This is a genomic window from Micromonospora luteifusca (genome assembly GCF_016907275.1).
Taxonomy (GTDB): domain Bacteria; phylum Actinomycetota; class Actinomycetes; order Mycobacteriales; family Micromonosporaceae; genus Micromonospora; species Micromonospora luteifusca.
Genome location: NZ_JAFBBP010000001.1, coordinates 1749473 through 1768379 on the forward strand (window position 1 = coordinate 1749473; position 18907 = coordinate 1768379).

General features: G+C 71.5%; 21 protein-coding genes. 4 read left to right on the forward strand and 17 right to left on the reverse strand.

All coding sequences use genetic code 11. The annotated features are described in order from the left end of the window. Window positions 1-681 precede the first annotated feature (681 nt). Window positions 682-1116 carry a hypothetical protein gene (locus JOD64_RS07455; RefSeq protein WP_204941567.1) on the reverse strand — a complete coding sequence of 145 codons (435 nt, stop codon included), beginning with the start codon at window positions 1114-1116 and terminating at the stop codon, window positions 682-684. A gap of 291 nt (window positions 1117-1407) precedes the next feature. On the opposite strand from JOD64_RS07455, the gene JOD64_RS07460 reads away from it, so the two are divergent. Both JOD64_RS07460 and gnd read left to right on the forward strand, forming a co-directional pair. Next, the gene (locus tag JOD64_RS07460) at window positions 1408-1704 is read left to right on the forward strand and encodes an MTH1187 family thiamine-binding protein (RefSeq protein WP_204941568.1); all 297 of its coding nucleotides are present in this window, start codon (window positions 1408-1410) and stop codon (window positions 1702-1704) included. A 113-nt stretch (window positions 1705-1817) separates the two neighbouring features. Then, a complete protein-coding gene (gnd, locus tag JOD64_RS07465) occupies window positions 1818-3260 on the forward strand; it encodes an NADP-dependent phosphogluconate dehydrogenase (RefSeq protein ID WP_204941569.1) in 1443 nt (480 codons plus the stop codon). Between the two features lie 136 nt (window positions 3261-3396). Here the strand turns inward: gnd and JOD64_RS07470 are convergent, their stop codons facing one another. The 5 genes from JOD64_RS07470 to recO form a co-directional block, all read right to left on the reverse strand. Further along, a complete protein-coding gene (locus JOD64_RS07470) occupies window positions 3397-4158 on the reverse strand; it encodes a pirin family protein (protein WP_204941570.1) in 762 nt (253 codons plus the stop codon). Next, complete coding sequence (locus JOD64_RS07475; protein ID WP_239559446.1) at window positions 4155-4394, reverse strand: thioredoxin reductase; 240 nt, start codon at window positions 4392-4394, stop codon at window positions 4155-4157. The genes JOD64_RS07470 and JOD64_RS07475 overlap by 4 nt, the downstream gene beginning before the upstream one ends. Before the next feature lie 155 nt (window positions 4395-4549). Beyond that, entirely contained in the window at window positions 4550-4735 is a 186-nt protein-coding gene (locus JOD64_RS07480; RefSeq protein ID WP_204941571.1) for a hypothetical protein, read from the reverse strand. Between the two features lie 71 nt (window positions 4736-4806). Continuing rightward, complete coding sequence (locus tag JOD64_RS07485) at window positions 4807-5619, reverse strand: isoprenyl transferase (RefSeq protein WP_204941572.1); 813 nt, start codon at window positions 5617-5619, stop codon at window positions 4807-4809. Window positions 5620-5623: 4 nt separating this feature from the next. Next, window positions 5624-6490, reverse strand: a complete 867-nt coding sequence (gene recO, locus JOD64_RS07490) for a DNA repair protein RecO (protein ID WP_204941573.1) — start codon at window positions 6488-6490, stop codon at window positions 5624-5626. Between the two features lie 102 nt (window positions 6491-6592). On the opposite strand from recO, the gene JOD64_RS07495 reads away from it, so the two are divergent. After that, a complete protein-coding gene (locus JOD64_RS07495) occupies window positions 6593-7402 on the forward strand; it encodes a DUF4097 family beta strand repeat-containing protein (protein ID WP_204941574.1) in 810 nt (269 codons plus the stop codon). Here JOD64_RS07495 and JOD64_RS07500 read toward each other — a convergent pair. From JOD64_RS07500 to JOD64_RS07535, 8 genes are all read right to left on the reverse strand, one after another. Then, window positions 7383-8609, reverse strand: coding sequence for an acyltransferase family protein (locus tag JOD64_RS07500; protein WP_204941575.1), 1227 nt, complete (start codon window positions 8607-8609; stop codon window positions 7383-7385). The two genes, JOD64_RS07495 and JOD64_RS07500, sit on opposite strands and share 20 nt — an antisense overlap. A 157-nt stretch (window positions 8610-8766) precedes the next feature. After that, window positions 8767-9663, reverse strand: coding sequence for a GTPase Era (era, locus tag JOD64_RS07505; RefSeq protein ID WP_372434232.1), 897 nt, complete (start codon window positions 9661-9663; stop codon window positions 8767-8769). A gap of 5 nt (window positions 9664-9668) precedes the next feature. Beyond that, window positions 9669-10055: a cytidine deaminase-like protein gene (locus JOD64_RS07510; RefSeq protein WP_204941577.1), complete on the reverse strand. Its 387-nt coding sequence runs from the start codon at window positions 10053-10055 to the stop codon at window positions 9669-9671. Beyond that, the gene (locus tag JOD64_RS07515; RefSeq protein ID WP_204945951.1) at window positions 10048-11472 is read right to left on the reverse strand and encodes a hemolysin family protein; all 1425 of its coding nucleotides are present in this window, start codon (window positions 11470-11472) and stop codon (window positions 10048-10050) included. The genes JOD64_RS07510 and JOD64_RS07515 overlap by 8 nt, the downstream gene beginning before the upstream one ends. Further along, on the reverse strand, window positions 11448-11921 hold the full coding sequence (gene ybeY / locus JOD64_RS07520) for an rRNA maturation RNase YbeY (protein WP_110562700.1): 474 nt from the start codon (window positions 11919-11921) through the stop codon (window positions 11448-11450). Before ybeY ends, JOD64_RS07515 begins: the two co-directional genes overlap by 25 nt. A 15-nt stretch (window positions 11922-11936) precedes the next feature. Continuing rightward, the gene (locus JOD64_RS07525) at window positions 11937-12995 is read right to left on the reverse strand and encodes a PhoH family protein (protein ID WP_204941578.1); all 1059 of its coding nucleotides are present in this window, start codon (window positions 12993-12995) and stop codon (window positions 11937-11939) included. A 132-nt stretch (window positions 12996-13127) separates the two neighbouring features. Next, window positions 13128-14525: a serine hydrolase domain-containing protein gene (locus JOD64_RS07530; RefSeq protein WP_204941579.1), complete on the reverse strand. Its 1398-nt coding sequence runs from the start codon at window positions 14523-14525 to the stop codon at window positions 13128-13130. A 67-nt stretch (window positions 14526-14592) separates the two neighbouring features. Further along, the gene (locus JOD64_RS07535; RefSeq protein WP_204941580.1) at window positions 14593-14952 is read right to left on the reverse strand and encodes a histidine triad nucleotide-binding protein; all 360 of its coding nucleotides are present in this window, start codon (window positions 14950-14952) and stop codon (window positions 14593-14595) included. Window positions 14953-14999: 47 nt separating this feature from the next. On the opposite strand from JOD64_RS07535, the gene JOD64_RS07540 reads away from it, so the two are divergent. Beyond that, window positions 15000-15761 carry an SDR family NAD(P)-dependent oxidoreductase gene (locus tag JOD64_RS07540; RefSeq protein ID WP_204941581.1) on the forward strand — a complete coding sequence of 254 codons (762 nt, stop codon included), beginning with the start codon at window positions 15000-15002 and terminating at the stop codon, window positions 15759-15761. Between the two features lie 22 nt (window positions 15762-15783). On the opposite strand, the gene JOD64_RS07545 is transcribed toward JOD64_RS07540, so the two are convergent. The 3 genes from JOD64_RS07545 to hrcA form a co-directional block, all read right to left on the reverse strand. Next, window positions 15784-16518, reverse strand: coding sequence for a 16S rRNA (uracil(1498)-N(3))-methyltransferase (locus tag JOD64_RS07545; RefSeq protein ID WP_204941582.1), 735 nt, complete (start codon window positions 16516-16518; stop codon window positions 15784-15786). 1 nt (window position 16519) lies between these two features. After that, window positions 16520-17668 carry a molecular chaperone DnaJ gene (gene dnaJ, locus JOD64_RS07550; RefSeq protein WP_184188132.1) on the reverse strand — a complete coding sequence of 383 codons (1149 nt, stop codon included), beginning with the start codon at window positions 17666-17668 and terminating at the stop codon, window positions 16520-16522. Window positions 17669-17738: 70 nt separating this feature from the next. Further along, entirely contained in the window at window positions 17739-18761 is a 1023-nt protein-coding gene (gene hrcA / locus JOD64_RS07555; RefSeq protein WP_204941583.1) for a heat-inducible transcriptional repressor HrcA, read from the reverse strand. Window positions 18762-18907: the final 146 nt, after the last annotated feature.

The following is an 18907-nucleotide window of genomic DNA, read 5'->3' on the forward strand; positions in this document are numbered from 1 at the left end:
CGGTGACCACCGCCCCGGCCCGGAGCCTGATTCCCCGCCCCGGCCCCGGCCCGGCGCCTGACCCTCACCCCTGGGCCTCCGACCCCCGACCCCCGACCCGGCCCGGCGCCTGACCCTCACCCCTGGGCCTCCGACCCCCGACCCCCGGCCCGGCCCGGCCCGGCCCGGCGCCTGACCCTCGCCCCGGACCCCGGACCCCGGACCCGGCCCCGGCCCCGGCCCCGGCGATCTTGCACTTGCTGTCGTCGCATATCCGGCATAGGGCGCGCACGACCTGCGCCGACCGCCGATTCCGCCGCCACGGCGACCTCGCCAGCGCACCGAATCACCCATACGGGACGAATCGACGGCGTGGTGGCTCCGCGCGGTGAGCGTCCGGGCGTGATCGACTCCATGTCGCCGACATTGCGGTATCCGAGAGGCGGGATGCCGCCACATCGGCGACATGGAGTCGATCATGTCCGAGTCCGGTTCGGGCCGCAGGGGTCCCTCCCCCTCTCGCCGAGACAATCGGACGTCGGCGTCAGAAACTGCAAGATCGGCGGGGCAAGGGCGGCAGGGCAGGGGCGGCAGGGCGGGGCGGCGGGGCGGGCAGGGCGGCGGGGCGGGGCGGGGCGGATGGTGGGTGGGTGGGTGGGTGGTGGGTGGGTGGGTGGTGGGTGGGTGGGTGAGTGGGTTGGTTTAGCTGCGGCGGAAGGCGTAGCGGCGCGGCTGACCGGCTCGCTGACTCTTGCCTCCGGCGGAGCGGCCTCCGCCGGTCTGCGGCGGTCCGGCCTTCGGTGCCGCCGGCCGCCCGGCGGTCAACGACGGATCGACCACCGGGGGCACGTCCAACGCTGTCGGCACGTGGATCAGCGGGGGTACGACCAACGCGTCGTCCATCGAGGGCACATCGACCTCCACCGGCACGTCGCTCGTCGGCACGTCGACCGGCAGGGTCGACTCGACCGGACGAGTCGGTAGAGCCGGCACCGGTAGAGCCTGCAGAGCCGAGGCAGCCGGTAGAGCCGATGCAGCCGGCCCCACCGCCAAGGCGGGGAGCGAGCCGCGCTCAATCGTCGGGTCGGTGCCGAGCGGGGTCTTACGGGACTTCTTCGGGTTGCGCCTGGCGGGCATCCGGGCCTCCTTCGGTGCCGACCGTCACGGCCGGTCCCGCGCTCCGGCGGTCGGTCGGATCGGCTGGTGACCGTCGCGGCGCGACGGTCGAACGGGAGAGGATCTGCTCACCGGGGTCGGGCACAGCCAGCACCGCCGAACTGCGGGTGGGATGCGGGACGCCCGGGAGCGCACGGACCGCGACGCGGGGCGGCGGGCCGGCTCGGAGAAGGGGCGTCAGTTGCGCATGTCCGCACACTATCGGCTCGTCGTACGTCTGCGCAGCCGGTTTTTCCTGGCACCATCAGCGGCATGCTGATCGCGTTCTCGGTAACTCCGCTCGGTGTCGGTGAGTCCGTCGGTGACCTGGTCGCCGAGGCGGTGCGGGTGGTCCGCGACTGCGGCCTGCCCAACCGCACCGATGCCATGTTCACCACCATCGAGGGTGAGTGGGACGAGGTGATGGCGGTCGTCAAGCGGGCTGTCGACGTGGTCGCCGCGCAGGCGCCCCGGGTGAGTGTGGTGCTCAAGGCCGACATCCGACCGGGGGTGACCGACGCGCTCACTGCGAAGGTGGCGCACGTGGAGGATCGACTGGCCCAGGGCTGAGCGCCACCGGCCGGTGACCGACAGTCGACGACATGCCCGTACCGCCGCTCACCACGATACGGTCGCAGCACAGCAGCAGCACACCAGCACGACGGCGAAAGGTGGCGGCACGGATGGCTGAACAGGCGACGGCGCAGATCGGTGTGACCGGGTTGGCGGTGATGGGCCGAAACCTGGCCCGCAACCTGGCCCGCAACGGCTTCACGGTGGCAGTGCACAACCGCTCGCCGGAGCGCACTCGCAGTCTGGTCGCCGAGCATGGCGACGAGGGCACGTTCGTGCCGGGCGAGACGATGGCCGAGTTCGTGGCGTCGCTGGAACGGCCCCGCGCGGTGATCGTGATGGTCAAGGCGGGCGCTCCCACCGATGCGGTGATCGACGAGTTGGTGCCGCTGCTGGAGGAGGGCGACATCATCGTCGACTGTGGCAACGCGCATTTCGCCGACACCCGCCGTCGGGAGGAGGCGCTGCGCACGCAGGGGCTGCACTTCAGCGGCACCGGCGTTTCGGGTGGTGAGGAGGGTGCGCTGCTGGGGCCGAGCATCATGCCCGGCGGCTCCACCGAGTCGTACGCGAAGCTCGGGCCGATGTTCGAGAAGATCGCCGCCCAGGTGGACGGTGTGCCGTGCTGCAGGCACATCGGGCCGGACGGCGCCGGGCACTTCGTCAAGATGGTGCACAACGGCATCGAGTACGCCGACATGCAGCTCATCGCCGAGGCGTACGACCTGCTTCGGGCCGGTCTGGGCGCGGATCCAGCGGAGATCGCGGAGATCTTCCGCGACTGGAACAACGGCGAGTTGGAGTCGTTCCTCATCGAGATCACGGCCGACGTGCTCGCGCACACCGACGCGGCGACCGGCCGCTCGTTCGTCGACATCGTGCAGGACCGGGCCGAGCAGAAGGGCACCGGCCGGTGGACCGTGCAGAGTGCACTGGACCTGGGTATTCCGATCACCGGGATCGCCGAGGCGACCTTCGCCCGCTCGCTCTCCGGGCACGTCGACCAGCGGGAGGCCGCGCGGCGGGCGTTCCCGGACGCGGGTGAGAAGTGGCAGGTCGCGGACCGGAACGCCTTCGTCGAGGACGTTCGCCGCGCGCTGCTCGCCTCCAAGATCGTCGCGTACGCGCAGGGTTTCGACCACATTCGCGCCGGCAGCCAGGAGTACGACTGGGACATCGACCTGGGAGGCATGGCGACGATCTGGCGGGGCGGCTGCATCATCCGCGCCCGCTTCCTGGACCGGATCCGCGAGGCGTACGACGAACAGCCCGACCTGCCGACGCTGCTGGTGGCGCCGTACTTCGCCGAGGCGGTCGGCGCTGGCGTGCCGAGCTGGCGGCGGGTGGTGGCCGACGCGGCCCGGGCCGGTGTGCCGACGCCCGCGTTCTCGTCGTCGCTGGCGTACTTTGACGCGCTGCGCGCCGAGCGGCTGCCCGCCGCGCTGATCCAGGGCCTGCGGGACAACTTCGGTGCGCACACCTACCAGCGGGTGGACCGCGAGGGCTCGTTCCACACCACCTGGGCCGGCGACCGCACCGAGTCGCCTGCGTAGCCGGGAACTGGTGCCCCGCGCCGCCGTGATCGTGCCCGACCCTGGATGTAGTGGTCTGCCCCGGCGGGGAGGCCACTACATCCATGTTCGGGCGAGATCACGGCGGCGCCGGGGCCGCTTCTGGCGCGGGTAAGCGTCAGGCGACGGTGGCGTGCATCTCCCAGACGAGGATCTCGGCTGGTTCGTCGGCGGTGACCCGCCGGCCGCCGGTCCTGGTGAGCCGGGCCGCGTCGCCGGTGCCGAGCGGGCCGCTGTCCTCCAGGATCACCGTGCCGTTGGGCACATACAGGTGCACGAAGGGCGCGTCGGGGATGGTGACCTCGTCGCCGGGGGCGAGACGGGCGGCGTGCAGAGTCGCGTACCGGTTGCGGATCCGAATCGCCGACGCCCCGTCGTAGCGGTCCATCCCGGAGGCGATCGGCACCAGGCCGCCACGGAGCAGCTCGTCCTCGATCTCCAGCTGTTCGTAACCGGGGTCGACGCCCTCCTCGTCGGGGAGCACCCACATCTGCACGAAGTGGACCGGGTCGGTGTGCGGCTCCTGGTTGTTGAGCCGCCAGGCGTCGTTCTTCTCGGAGTGCAGAATGCCGGTGCCGGCGCTCATCCGCTGGGCCAGGCCCGGGTAGATCACCCCGGAGTGCCCGGTGGAGTCCTGATGCACCAGGGAGCCGCGCAGCACCCAGGTGATGATCTCCATGTCCTGGTGCGGGTGGGTTTCGAAGCCGGCCCCCGGGTGCACCACGTCGTCGTTGTTGACCAGCAGCAGACCGTGGTGGGTGTTGGCCGGGTCGTAGTGCCGGGAGAACGAGAACGAGTGCTTGGAGTCGAGCCAGGAGATCCGGGTGGCGAAGCGATCCTCACCACGGCGGACGTCGACCGCGGGGGCGGGGGCGGTCACCAGGCACGCTGCCCGGTGTCGGAGGTCGTCGGCGCCCAGGTCAGGGCCGGGTCGCCGGTGGCCAGCTCGGCGATCTCGCCGGTACGCAGCTGCGGTGTGTGACCGAATTCGGCGCAGTGCTGCTCGGCGATCTCGGCACAGATGTCGGCTACCTGCTCGCACATCGGATCACCGAGGTCAGCCGCGTTCAACGCCATGATCATCTTGTACCGAAGGTCCCGCACTTCCACCCCCATCGCCGTCGTCCCACCACCTCCGGACCCTACCCGTCCCCGTCCCGCAGGACCCCAGAACAACCGACCGCGAGGGTGAGCCGGGTCGGGATGAAGCGGGCATGGGCCGGCACCGCCTGCACGGTGTGCGGACGGCGCCGGAAGGTGGGGTCTGGGGGTCAGAAGAGCCGGCGGCGCTTGGCCTTTTGCGGGCGGATCAGGTCCGCACCTCTGGTCAGCATCCGCGTCGCCCCGGAGGGACCACGCCGGGCCTCCAGGGTGTGGCTGAGCCGGCGGGCACCGGCAGCCGCCAGTGGCACCGCTACCGCCATCACCGCCCACTGGGCAATGCGCTTCTGGATCATGTGGGTTCACCTCCGTCAGTGGCTTCTGACATAGGTGATACCCAGAGTGACGTGAGGGTAAGCGCGTCGACTCAGACGACCGGGGCGACCGGGTTGGGCAGCGCTCCGCCGAAGCGTCGGTCCCGCTGCGCGTACAACTCGCACGCATACCAGAGGTGGCGGCGATCGAAGTCGGGCCAGAGCGTGTCCAGGAAGACCAGCTCCGCGTACGCGGCCTGCCAGAGCAGGAAGTTGGAGATCCGTTCCTCCCCGGAGGGGCGCAGGAACAGGTCCACCTCCGGGACCTCCGGGTGGTAGAGGTATTTGGCGACGGTCTTCTCACTGACCTTCGCCGGATCCAGCCGGCCGGCCGCCACGTCGCGGGCGATCGCGGCGGCGGCGTCGCCGATCTCGGCCTGCCCGCCGTAGTTGACGCAGAACTGCAGGGTCAACGTCGAGTTGTCGCGGGACATCTCCTCGGCGGTCTGCAACTCGGAGATGACGCTCTTCCACAACCGCCCGGTCCGACCCGACCAGACCACCCGGACGCCGAGGTCGACCAGTTGGTCGCGGCGGCGACGGATCACGTCCCGGTTGAACCCCATCAGGAACCGGACCTCGTCGGGCGAGCGCCGCCAGTTCTCGGTGGAGAACGCGTACACCGACAGGTACGGGATGCCCATCTCGATGGCACCCTCGATGGTGTCGAAGAGGCTGTGCTCCCCCGCCTCGTGCCCCTTGGTGCGAGCCAGCCCGCGTTCCTTGGCCCAGCGACCGTTGCCGTCCATCACCACCGCCACGTGCTTCGGCACCGCTTCGGTGGGCAGCGCTGGCGGCCGGGCGCCGGACGGATGCGGTGTCGGCGGCGTCGGCTCGCGCCGGCCGGCCTTCTTCGATCGGATCACTCGGTCACTCCCTGCTCGCGCTGTCCGCCCCGGCCTCGATGTCGCCACGTGGCTGGAGCACCACGGCCCCGGTGCCTTCCGGTGACGGGGCCGTGCCGGCCACCGAGGGACCCCGGTCGACCAGCGGCAGCGAGCGTAACGCGCGCTCCAGGTGCCACTGCAGGTGAGCCGCGACCAGCCCACTGCACTCCCGGCGTACGCCGGAGTCGGTGGCGTCGGCGACCACCCAGTCGCCGGTGGTCAGCGCGGACATCAGGTCGATGGTGGCCGGCGCGGGGTGGGCCGCCCCGGGCGGCCGACAATCCGGGCAGACCGCGCCGCCGGCCGGCACGGAGAACGCCCGGTGCCGCCCGGGGGTGCCGCACACCGCGCAGGCGATCAGCGCCGGCGCCCAGCCCGCGAGGGACATCCCGCGCAGCAGGTACGCGTCGAGCACCAGGGTGGTGTCATGTTCGCCCCGGGACAGCGCCTTCAGTGCGCCCACGGTGAGCTGGAACAGCCGTAGCGACGGCTCCCGCTCGACCGGGGTCAGCCGTTCGGCCGTCTCGGCGATCGCGCTGGCCGCCGTGTAGCGGGGGTAATCCCCCAGGAACCGTTTGCCGTACAGCTCGATGCCCTCGACCTGGCTGACGGTGTGCAGTGAGCTGCCGTGGTTGCCCTTCGGGTCGCCAGCGAGTTGGAGGTCGACGTGGCCGAACGGCTCCAGCCGGGCACCGAACTTGCTGGTGGTGCGGCGGATCCCCCGGGCCACCGCGCGCAGCCGGCCGTGCCGGCGGGTGAGCAGGGTGATGATCCGGTCGGACTCGCCGAGTTTCTGCACACGCAGCACCACCGCGTCGTCGCGGTAGAGCTGTCGGCGATACCCGGCCATCGGGCCATTCTCCCTCGGGGTGTGAAATCAGGGTTGGTTCGGGGTGGATGCGCGGATGAACCCCGATGCGCCGGGCTCGCGCTCGGCCGTAGCGTGCTGGCCATGGCACTACACCGGACCACCACCCCGCGCCGTCGTCGCACCGTCGCTCCCGTCGCGCTGGGCCTCGCCGCCACCCTCATCGTGCTCGCCGGGTGCGACAACCTGTCGTTCCGCCGGCTCGACTACGACAACACCGAGGAAGTCCAGATCACCACGATTCGCCTGTCGGGTGGTTCGGGCGACGTGGTGGTCCGCGGCACCGGCCCGGCGTCCCAGGTGCGGATCAAGCGGGTGGTGCGCTACCAGGGCGGTGAACCCGACAACGCCCGGTACGAGATCAAGGGCAGCGAGCTGGTGCTGGACACCAACTGCGGCTCGCGGTGCAGCATCTCGTACGAGGTGACGGTGCCGGAGGGCGTGGCGGTGCAGGGCGAGACCAGCTCCGGCAACATCGAGCTGAGCCGGGTAAGCGCGGTGGACCTACGGGTGAGCTCGGGCGACGTGCGGATCTCCGGTGCGTCGGGCGCGCTCGGGGTGGAGGCCCAATCCGGCAACATCGAGGTGAGCGAGGCCGCTGCCGCGGTACGGCTGCGCGCCTCGTCCGGAGACATCAGCGCACGCCGGCTGAGCGGCACGGTCGACGCGGAGGCCACCTCTGGCAATGTGAACGTCGAGCTGGACAAGCCCGCCTCGGCCCGGGTCCAGGCGTCCAGCGGTGACGTCACGCTGCTGGTGCCGGAGGGCAGCTACCGGGTCCGAGCCAACGCCAACTCCGGCGACAAGACCGTCACCGTCACCGACAACCCGGCGGCGTCCCTGATGCTCGACGGTTCGGCCAGCAGCGGCAATCTCACGATCCGCCAGCGTTGATCTCGACGCTGGCGGTCTCCCCAGCCACCCGCTGCGCCGGTACCACCGCTCGTTCGCCGGTCGCCCCCGCCGTCCCGGCACCGTCCGCCGCTTCGCCGTCAGCCCGGAGCGCAGTGTCGGCCCGGAGCGCAGTGTCGGCCCGGAGCGCAGTGTCGGCCCGGAGCGCCGATTCGGTACCCGCCCGGACCGCCGGCTCGGCGGACTGGATCGGGCCGCCGGGGATCAGCTCCGGCCGGCGACGGGCGGCGACGTCCTCGACCCAGCCGACGGCCAAGGTGACCAGCCCGACCAGCGCGAAGACGAGCAGCACCCGGATGGCCAATCCCACCGGTTGCCGAGGGGACCAACCCACCAGGCCGACCAGCGGAGTGAGCGCCACCACGAACGGCATGTGCCAGAGGTAGATGGTGAGCGCCCGCCGGTTGACCACGGTCACCGCCCGGTCGGCCAGTCGGCTGCGGCCCAGCCAGCTCACCCCGGAGGGTTCCCGACCCAACGCGATCAGGATGAACGCGGCCGACCAGAGGGCGTTGCCCAGGTGGTTGTCGTTCAGGTCGTACCCGCGCGGGCCGGGATGCCCGATGATCCAGGCGCCGCCGCCGACCGCGAGTGCGAGTGCGAGTGGGTAGAGCACCCGGCCGGAGAGCCGGCGCAGCATCCCGGCGTGATGGGCGAAGCCGAGCATCCACGCGCCGAAGTAGAGCCCGAACTCACGCAGCACCGGCGGCGGCGCCGGGTAGATCCCCACCTCGATCGCCACCAGCAGGAGGTACGGGGCCAGCAGGGTGAGCAGTGGAGCACGCCGAAACAGCCAGAACGCGACGGGTGAGGCGAGCACGAACCAGAGGTAGTCGCGCAGGTACCAGATGACGCTCAGCGCCAGGGCACCCCAGTTGTTGGCCGGCGGGTCGGTGATCGGAAACAGCCACAGCAGCACTCGGGGGGTCACCGCCAGACCGCTGAGCAGCATGGCCGGTACGACGATCACGGCGAGCACCCAGAGCGACGGCAGCAGCCGGCGCAGTCGACGCCCGACCGCCGCCGGCCCGGAGCGGGTCAGCGACGCGGCCATCAGCGAGCCGGCCAGCGCGAACATCACCGACATGGCTGGGAAGACGAGGGTGAGGGTCGCGTACCCGGTGACGTGGTAGACGATCACTCGGACGATGGCCAGGAAACGGAGCAGATCGAGATACCTGTTGCGCATCAGCCTGCATCTCGGTCGGGGACGCGGGGCATATCTCCCCTACCCTGCGCGGCTCCCGCACCAAACGGGCGCGGCCCCCACCCGAACGTGAACTTCCCCATCTGCCCGACCGAAGATGATCATGTCGTCGGCCGGGCATCCGCCTCGACGAGGTAGGTCAGAAACCCAGCTTGCGCAACTGCCTCGGGTCACGCTGCCAGTCCTTCGCGACCCGCACGTGCAGGTCGAGATAGACGCGGCCACCCAGCAACTCCTCGATCTGCCGGCGGGCGTTGGTGCCGACCTCCTTGAGGCGGCTCGCCTTGTGGCCGAGCACGATGGCCTTCTGGCTGGGCCGTTCCACGTACAGGTCGGCGTAGATCTTCATGACCTGACCCTCGGGGATCATTTCCTCCACCACCACGGCGATGGAGTGCGGCAGCTCGTCGCGGACCCCCTCCAGGGCAGCCTCCCGGATCAGCTCCGCGACCAGCACCTGCTCGGGATCGTCGGTCAGCATGTCGTCCGGGTAGAGCTGCGGCGACTGCGGCAGGTACTTGGTCATCACGTCGACCAGGGTGTTGACCTGGTGCCCGGAGACCGCGCTCACCGGCACGATCTCGGCGAACTCCCCCATCTCGCTGACGGCGAGCAACTGCTCCGCCAGGCGGCGCTTGTCCACCAGGTCGGTCTTGGTGACCACCGCCAACACGGTCGCCTTCAACTCGGCCAGCTCACCGCTGATGAACCGGTCGCCACGCCCGACCGGCTCGTCGGCCGGGATGCACAGGCCGATCACGTCGACCTCCGTCCAGGTGGACCGGACCAGGTCGTTGAGGCGCTCGCCGAGCAGGGTACGGGGGCGGTGCAGGCCCGGGGTGTCGACCAGGACCAGCTGCGATTCCGGACGGTGCAGCACGGCCCGGATGACGTGCCGGGTGGTCTGCGGCTTGTTCGAGGTGATCGCGATCTTGGTGCCGACGATGGCGTTGGTCAGCGTCGACTTGCCAGCGTTGGGCCGGCCGACGAAGCAACCGAACCCAGCCCGGTAGGGCCGGCCCTGCGGGTCCTGCACGGGGCTCACTGAGTCACCGTGCCGAGGACCGTGCCGTCCGGCGCGGCCAGGTGGATCGGGGCGTCCACCGCGAGGTCACGCACCGCCGCATGCCCGGCGCCATCCAGGGTCGATGCCTCGGTCACCACCACTGCGGCCTCCAACCGGCTTGCTCCTGCCGCCACGGCCGACGCGACCGCCAACTGCAACGCGGTGAGGGTCAGCGAGGGCAACGCGACACTTGCCGCGGCGTACGTCCGGCCGTCCTGATCCCGGACCGCGGCGCCCTCTACGGCGCCGACCCGTCCGCGTGCTCCCCGGGCCAGGACGACGAGTTTGCCGTCCTCGGCGCTCAACGCGCCCGACGCGGTGGGGGTGGGCCGGGCGGCAGGCGCGGCGGATGTGTCAGGCATCGGCGGATTGCCTCTCGTCGTCTCGATAGTTGTTCGTGTCGTGCCCGGGGCCGGCGTGTTCGCCGCGCCCCGCGGTGTCCTGCTCATGGCCCGACTCCACCCGGCTGACCAGGACGGTGTCGATCCGGTTGCGCCGGCCGGTGGTGCCCTCGGCGACCAGCCGGAGACCGGCGACCTCGACCTCCGCGCCGGGGATCGGCACGCGTCCCAGCGACTGGGCCAGCAGGCCACCGACCGTCTCCACCTCGTCGGTGGGCAGATCGGTGTCGAACATCTCGCCCAGAGTCTCCACCGGCAGGCGGGCGGTCACCCGCACCGAGGAGTCCGTCAGACGTTCGACCGGCGGGCGTTCGACATCGTACTCGTCGGTGATCTCACCGACGATCTCCTCCAGGATGTCCTCGATGGTGACCAGGCCGCCGGTGCCGCCGTACTCGTCGACCACGATGACCAGGTGGTTGCGGGCCGCCTGCATCTCCGACAGCAGGTCGTCGACCGGCTTGGACTCCGGTACGAAGGTCGCCGGGCGCATCAGCTCCGCCACCGGCAGCTGCTCGGCCTCCGGGTCTCCGCCGCGGGAGCGCCGGATCAGATCCTTGAGGTAGAGCACACCGAGCACGTCGTCGACGCTCTCGCCGATCACCGGGATGCGGGAGAAGCCGGAACGCAGGAAGAGCACCAACGCCTGCGCGAGCGTCTTGCCCTCCTCGATCCACACCATTTCGGTACGCGGCACCATCACCTCTCGGGCGATGGTGTCCCCGAGCGCGAACACCGAGTGGATCATCTGACGCTCGCCGTGCTCGACCACCCCGCGCTGCTCGGCCAGGTCGACCAGCTCACGCAACTCGACCTGGCTGGCGAACGGCCCCTCCCGGAAGCCACGCCCCGGCGTGACCGCGTTGCCGATCAGGATCAGCAACGACGCGAGCGGGTTGAGCGCCCGGCCCAGCCAGCGGACCAGCGGCGCCACCGCTCGACCCACGGCGTACGCGTGCTGCCGGCCGATGGTGCGCGGAGCGACGCCGACCACCACGAAGCTGACCACGGTCATCGCGCCGGCGGTCACCAGCGCGGCCCGCCAGCCGGCGCCGAAGCTGTCCACCGCGACCAGCGCCACCAGTGTGGTGGCGGTCAGCTCGGCGAGCAGCCGCAACAGCAGGAGCAGGTTGAGGTGCCGGACGACGTCGCCGGCGACGACCTGGAGGGTGCGGGCGCCACGCACGCCGTCGCGGGCCAGCTCGGCGGCCCGGGCTGGCGAGACCGCGGCGAGCGCCGCCTCGGTCATCGCGATCAGACCGGCCAACACCACCAGGCCGGCCGCGAAGACGATCAGCTGCAGGTCGGGAAGGCCGGCGGTGGCGCCGGCCGCCAGTAACGGAGGAGTGGACATCACTGGGTGCGGGTCGACCGCCAGCTCGTGAGCAGGCGGGCCTGGAGGGCGAACATCTCCCGCTCCTCCTCCGGCTCGGCGTGGTCATAGCCGAGCAGGTGCAGCACCCCGTGCACGGTGAGCAGGTGCAGCTCGTCGGCCGGTGCGTGCCCGGCGGTCGCCGCCTGCTTGGCCGCGACCTCCGGGCAGAGCACGATGTCGCCGAGCAGAGCTGGCTCGCCGCCGGCCGGCGCGGACTCACCCGGGCCGTGGTCGACGCTGCCCTCGTCCATGGGGAAGGCGAGCACGTCGGTCGGGCCGTCGCCACCCATCCAGCGGTGGTTCAGCTCGGTCATGTAGTCGATGTCGACCAGCAGCACGGACAACTCGGCGAGGGGGTTGACCCCCATCTCGTCGAGGGCGTGCCGGGCGACGGCGAGCACGGCGTCGGTGTCGACCTCGACACCGGACTCGTTGGCGATCTCGATGGACAACTGCTTTCCTCTGCTTTAGCGGCGGCGGCCGGATCGGCCGCCCTGGGCGGGTCGCCCGGGCACGGCGTGAACGCCCTGCGCCTGCTGATTCTCCCGCTCGGCGTCCCAGCGGGCGTACGCGTCGACGATCTCCCCGACCAGCCGGTGGCGAACCACGTCGGAACTGGACAACTGGGCGAAGTGCACGTCGTCGACGTTTTCCAGGATCTCCCGGACGACCCGCAGGCCGCTGCTCGTCCCGCCGGGAAGGTCCACCTGGGTGATGTCACCGGTCACGACGATCTTGGAGTTGAAGCCGAGCCGGGTGAGGAACATCTTCATCTGCTCGGGCGTCGTGTTCTGTGCTTCGTCCAGGATGATGAACGCGTCGCTGAGGGTCCTACCGCGCATGTAGGCGAGTGGCGCGACCTCGATCGTCCCCTGGGCCATCAGCTTCGGGATCGTCTCCGGGTCGAGCATCTCGTGCAACGCGTCGTAGAGCGGGCGCAGGTACGGGTCGATCTTCTCGTTGAGCGTGCCGGGCAGGAAGCCCAGTCGCTCGCCCGCCTCCACCGCCGGCCGGGTCAGGATGATCCGGTTGACCTGCTTGGCCTGCAACGCCTGGACGGCCTTCGCCATCGCCAGGTAGGTCTTTCCGGTGCCGGCCGGGCCGATGCCGAAGACGATGGTGTGGGTGTCGATCGCGTCGACGTACCGCTTCTGCCCGAGGGTCTTGGGGCGGATGGTGCGCCCGCGACGGGAGAGGATGTTGAGCGTCAGAACCTCGGCGGGCCGCTCGGCACTGCCCTGCTCGAGCATGCCGACGGTACGCCGGACGGCGTCAGTGGTCAGGGTCTCGCCTTTCTCGATGAGTTCGAGCAGCTCACTGAAGACCCGCTCGGCGAGGGCGTTGTCCGCGGGGTCACCGGTGATGGTGATCTCGTTGCCGCGGACGTGCACGTCACTGTTGACCGAGCGTTCGACGAGTCGAAGGATCTCGTCGCCTGCGCCGAGCAGATTGACCATGATCTTCGAGTCGGGCACGGTGATCTTGGTCTGCACCCGGGGCGGGCCGGGAGGTGGGGTGCCGGTCATAGGTCGGGCCGAAGGGCCCTGCGCCACCTGCTCTCGATCTCGAAGCCGGCTCTGCTGGCACGGCCTGCGGACGTTACACCCATCGTATCGGGTCAACGCGGGGCGCATCGCGCCCATTTCCGCTGGCCGCGATCAACTCCCGGCCCGGAAGTCGTACCGGTCGAAGGTCTCCTGGTGGCGGGTGAACCGGTACGTCGCCCAGTGCATCCGGACCACCGCGCCAGCCTCGTCCCGGGTCAGCCGCAGCAGCTCACCGGCCTCCCGACCGGAGACCGTCCGGAACACGTCCGGCTGGTCCGGCAGGGGGGTGAAGATCGCCGGTGGACGCCCCGCCGGGTCACCGGCCCCCCGCGCCCGCAGGGCGCCGTCGTGCCAGGAGAAGACGTACTCGAAGCCCTCGCCCCACCAACGGCCGAGCACTCCCCGCAGAGCCGTCGGCGCGGGTGCACCAGGCCGCCAGGGCTCGATCTCGGCCGGGTCGTGCTCGACCGCCGCCGCGAGCAGCCGGTGCGGTAGATCGAACACCTCGGCCGCCGTGCCGGACGAGCCGAGCACCGCAGCGCCCATCGCGCCGGCCGTGCCGTCGCCTCCTCGCCGGCCGTACGCCGCGGCGAGGAAACCGGGCATCGCCCCGTCGTGCCCCACGTGCACCACCCGATCCCCCTGCGGAACCAGGATCAGCCCGAGCCCGAAGCCCGCGCCCCAGAGCGTCTCGTCGGTGGTGGTCAGCGGCCAGCGCATCTCGTCCAGCGTCGCGGGGGCGAGGACCACACCGGCCGGGTCCAGTGCGGCCGGGTCGGCGAGGAACGCCGCCCAGCGGGCCAGGTCGGTCGCGGTGCTCCAGAGCTGGGCGGCCGGGCCGACCGCGCCGAAATCGGTCGGCGGCTCCGGGTGTGCCTCGTCGGAGTACGCGTCGACCAGGAACCCGGTGGCCGCCGTCGGCCGAGGGGTCACGGTGGTGTCGGTCAACCCCAGCGGCGTCAGAACCCGCTCGGTGAGCGACTGCGCCCAACTCTCGCCGCGCAACCGGGCGACGAGTTGGCCCAGCACGGCCAGACCCAGGTTGGAGTAGTGGAACCGGCGGCCCGTCGGCAGCACCCGCTCGGCCCGGTCCAGCTCAGCCAGCAACTGCTCGGCGTCCGGCGCGCGCAGGCTGTCCCAGACGTCGCCGAACGGCTCGCGTTGCAGGCCACCGGTGTGCGACAGCAACCGGCGGACGGTCAACTCGCCGTGCGCGGGGAGATCCAGGTGCCGGCCGATCGGGTCGTCCAGGCCCAGCAGCCCGTCGTCGCGGCACTGGAGGACGAGCACCGCGGTGAAGGTCTTGGTGATCGAGCCGATCCGGAACTGGGTGCCCGGCCCCAGCGGGTTGTCGGTGCCGGTCGCGCCGATGGTGCAGCTCCAGAGCGGTCGGTCGGCCCGGTGCAGCGCCGCCGACACCGCCGGCACCCGGGCGTCGGCCTGCACCCGCCGGACCAGCCGGCCAAGGCGCTCGTCCACTCGGGATTCCGGCGCCGGACCGGCGCTCACGCCGCCGCTCCGCTTCGCTGCGCGCCGGCGCGAGGCGCCAGGCTGCTGGTTCGCTCGCTGCGCTCGCTCATGTCAGGTCCCGAGCGAGCATCGGGCCGAGCGGTGCGCCACCGAGCAGGTGTGCGTGCGCGTGGAACACTTCCTGCCCGCCGTACGCGCCGGTGTTGAACATCAGCCGGAAACCGTCGCCGAGCAGGCCCTCGTCCTCGGCCACCGCCGCGGACGTCGCCAGCACGTCCGCGGTCAACGCCGGGTCACCCTGGGCGAGCGTGGCGATGTCCGCGTAATGCTCCTTCGGAATGACCAGGACGTGCACCGGCGCCTTCGGGTCGATGTCACGGAAGGCGAGCGTGGTGTCGGTCTCCCGGACCACGGTGGCCGGGATCTCCCCGGCGACGATGCGGCAGAACAGGCAATCGGATCCCATCGGGGCAGTGTAAGTAGGGGCGCGACGGCTCAGGCAGGATGGCCGGCATGACAGATCGAGCGGTACTCGTGACCGGTGCCTCACGCGGGATCGGCCGCGCGGTGGCGACGGCGTTCGCGACCAGTGGTGATCGGGTGGCGATCCACCACCGCGACTCCGGCGACGCGGCCGAGGAACTGCGCGCGCAGTTGCCCGGCACCGGGCACGTGGTGGTCCGTGCCGACCTCACCGACCCGGACGCGGTCCGGGCCATGGTGGACCGGGCCGCCGAGCTGCTCGGCGGTCTGGACGTGCTGGTCAACAACGCCGGGATGTACGGCGACCGGGACGACCCGCACCCCGTCTTCGGCGCCTCCTACGAGCAGTGGCAGAAGCGCTGGCGGCAGGTGCTGGAGACCAATCTGACCGGGGCGGGCAACGTCACCTGGTGCGCTGCCCAGCACATGCGGGAACGCGGCGGCCGGATCGTCAACGTCTCGTCCCGAGGTGCGTTCCGCGGCGAGCCGGACCAGCCGGCGTACGGCGCCAGCAAGGCGGGGCTGAACGCACTGGGCCAGTCCCTCGCCGTGGCGCTCGCGCCGTACGGCATCACGGTCGCCACCGTCGCGCCGGGCTTCGTGGCGACCGACATGACCACCGAGCACCTGCGCGGGGAGCAGGGCGCGGCCATCCGGGCGCAGAGCCCGTTCGGTCGGGTGGCCCGACCGGAGGAGATCGCCGCCGCCGTGCACTGGCTGGCCTCGCCGGAGGCCGAATGGACCTCCGGCACGATCGTCGACCTCAACGGAGCTTCCTACCTGCGTAGCTGAACCACGAGCGGCAGGGTTGGGACTACCAGCGGCCGAGCCGGGCGGCGAGCACGCTGAGCGCCGCCACGCCGGCGGTGGAGGTACGCAGCACGGCCGGCCCGAGCCGCACCGGCCGGCCGCCGGCCTCCTGGAAAGCCGTCAGCTCGGCCGGGGCGATGCCACCTTCCGGCCCCACCACCAGGACGATCTCACCGGAGGACGGCAGCTCGGCGGTGGTCAGCCGCTCCTGGGCCTCCTCGTGCAGCACGAACCCGGCGGCGGCACCGGCGATCCGGCGGGCCACCGTCGCGGTGGACTCGTCGGGCGCACCGGCCACCACCGGCAGCCAGGGGCGGCGCGCCTGCTTGGCCGCCTCCCGGGCGGTGGCCACCCACTTGTCCCGGGCGCGTACGCCACGGTCGCCGCGCCACTGCGTCACCGAGCGGGACGCCGCCCAGGGCACGATCTCGTCGACCCCGACCTCGGTCATCGCCTGCACGGCCAGCTCACCCCGGTCGCCCTTGGCGATGCCCTGCACGGTCACCAGCCGGGGTACGGGCGCGTCCGCGTACCCCCGCGAGGTGATGGTGACCTCCAGGCTGCCCCGGCCGACCGCGGTGACCACCGCGGTGGCCGTGCCGCCCCGACCGTCGGCGAGCAGCAACTCCTCGCCGACGCGCAGCCGCTGCACGGTCGCGGCGTGGTGCCCCTCCGGGCCGTCCAGGGTGAATGCGTCGCCGGTGGGCAGCGCCTCGACCAGGAACAGCGGCGCGGACACCTCAGGCGTGCCCGTTGAACGCGTCGCGCATCCGGGAGAAGAAGCCGCCCTGCTTGGACAACTCGGCGACCTCCTCACCGCGGGTCTTGGCGAAGTCGCGCAGCATCTTCTCCTGGTCCGGGTCGAGCTTTGTCGGCGTCCGGACGTCCAGGTGCACGTAGAGGTCGCCGCGGCCGGTGCCGCGCAGGTGTGGCACACCCCGGGCGCGCAGCCGCAGCGTGCTGGCCGGCTGGGTGCCGGCCTTGACGTCGACCGTCTCCTCGCTGTCCAGGGTCTTGATGGTCAGGCGGGTGCCGAGCGCCGCCGCGGTCATCGGCACGGTGACGCGGCAGTGCAGGTCGTCGCCCTTGCGGGAGTACACGTCGTGCGGCCGCTCGTGGATCTCCACGTAGAGGTCACCGGCCGTGCCGCCACCCGGGCCCACCTCGCCCTGCTGGGCCAGCCGGATCCGCATGCCGTCCTCGACGCCGGCCGGGATCTTGACGGTCAGCGAGCGGCGGGTGCGCACCCGTCCGTCGCCGGCGCAGGTGGGGCAGGGGTGCGGGATGGTGGTGCCGTAGCCCTGGCACACGGTGCACGGCCGGGCGGAAACCACCTGGCCGAGGAAGGTGCGCTGCACCGACTGCACCTCACCCCGCCCGGCGCACGCCTCGCAGGTCGCCAGGTGGGTGCCGGCGGCCGTGCCCGCTCCGGAGCAGGTGGTGCAGAGCACGGCGGTGTCGACGGTGATCGGCGCCTCGACGCCGAACGCCGTCTCGTGCAGGTCCAACTCGAGTCGCAGGATCGCGTCGGCACCCGGGCGGGTACGCGGACGCGGGCCACGGGCGCCACCGGCCGCGCCACCGAAGAACGCGTCCATGATGTCCTGGAAACCGACGAACGGGCCGGCACCACCCGGACCACCCGGGCCGCCAGCGCCGCCCCCGCCACCCGGGGCGAGCGGGTCGCCACCCAGGTCGACGATCTGCCGCTTCCGGTCGTCCGAGAGGACCTCGTACGCGGCGTTGATGTCCTTGAACTTCTCCTGAGCCTCCGGGTCCGGATTGACGTCCGGGTGGAACTGGCGCGCCAACTTGCGGTAGGCGCGCTTGATCTCGTCATCGGAGGCTTCCCGGCTCACACCGAGAATGCCGTAGTAGTCCCTGGCCACTGCGTTCCGTGTCCTCATGTTCGTCTCGCGTTGCGCCGATCCGGCGGCAGCCGGCCGTCGGCCCTGACTGTCAGTTCTGGGCCAGCAACTCGCCCACGTAGCGTGCCACGGCGCGCACCGTGGCGATATTGCCGGGGTAGTCCATCCGGGTGGGCCCCAGCACCCCCAGGCCGCCGACGATCGTGGCGCCGGGGCCGTACCCGGTGCTGACCACGGAGGCGGCGCGCAGGTTGTCGAACTCGTTCTCGTCGCCGATCAGCACCCGGGTCGTGCTCGGCTCGGTCTCGCCGATGAGCTTGAGGAGCACGACCTCCTCCTCCAGCGCCTCGAGGATCGGCCGCAGCGAACCCTGGAAGTCGAGCAGGCCGCCCCGGGTGAGGTTGGCGGTGCCGGCCAGGGCGATGCGTTCCTCGTGGCGCTCGACCAGCGTCTCCAGGAGCACCGTGGCGAGGGTGGTCATCGTCGGACGCAGCTCGGCCGGCGCCTCTTCGACAAGCGCCTGCACCAACGGCGGGGTGTCGGACAGCCGGGCACCGGCGAGCTTTTCGTTGACCAACCGACGCAGGTCGGTGACGTTGTCGGCGGGCACCGGCCCGGGCAGCTCCACCAGCCGCTGCTCCACGCGCCCGGTGTCGGCGATCATGACGAGCATCAGCCGGGTGGTGGAGATCGGCACCAGCTCCAGGTGACGAACCGAGGAACGAGCCAGGCTCGGGTACTGCACGACGGCCACCTGCCGGGTCAGCTGAGCGAGCAGCCGCACCGTGCGGTGCACCACGTCGTCGAGGTCGACCGCGCCGACCAGGAAGCGCTCGATGGCCCGGCGCTCGGCCGGGGTGAGCGGCTTGACCCGGGACAACCGGTCGACGAAGAGGCGGTAGCCGCGATCGGTGGGCACCCGGCCGGCGCTGGTGTGCGGCTGCCGGATGTAGCCCTCTTCCTCCAGCACGGCCATGTCGTTGCGGACCGTGGCCGGGGAGACGCCGAGCTGGTGCCGCTCGACCAGCGCCTTGCTGCCGACCGGCTCCTGGGTGGAGACGTAGTCCTCGACGATCGCGCGGAGCACGGCGAGCTTCCGGTCGTCGAGACCCATTCTCCGCACCTCCTGTCGCACGTCGGCCGCCGGCGCCATGGGCCGGCCGAGCCGTCCTGGCACTCGACTGTAACGAGTGCCAGTCTACGTCGGCGTACCCGCCGGCGCGATGATCAACGGCGGCTCATCGCTGCGGCCCGCGCCAC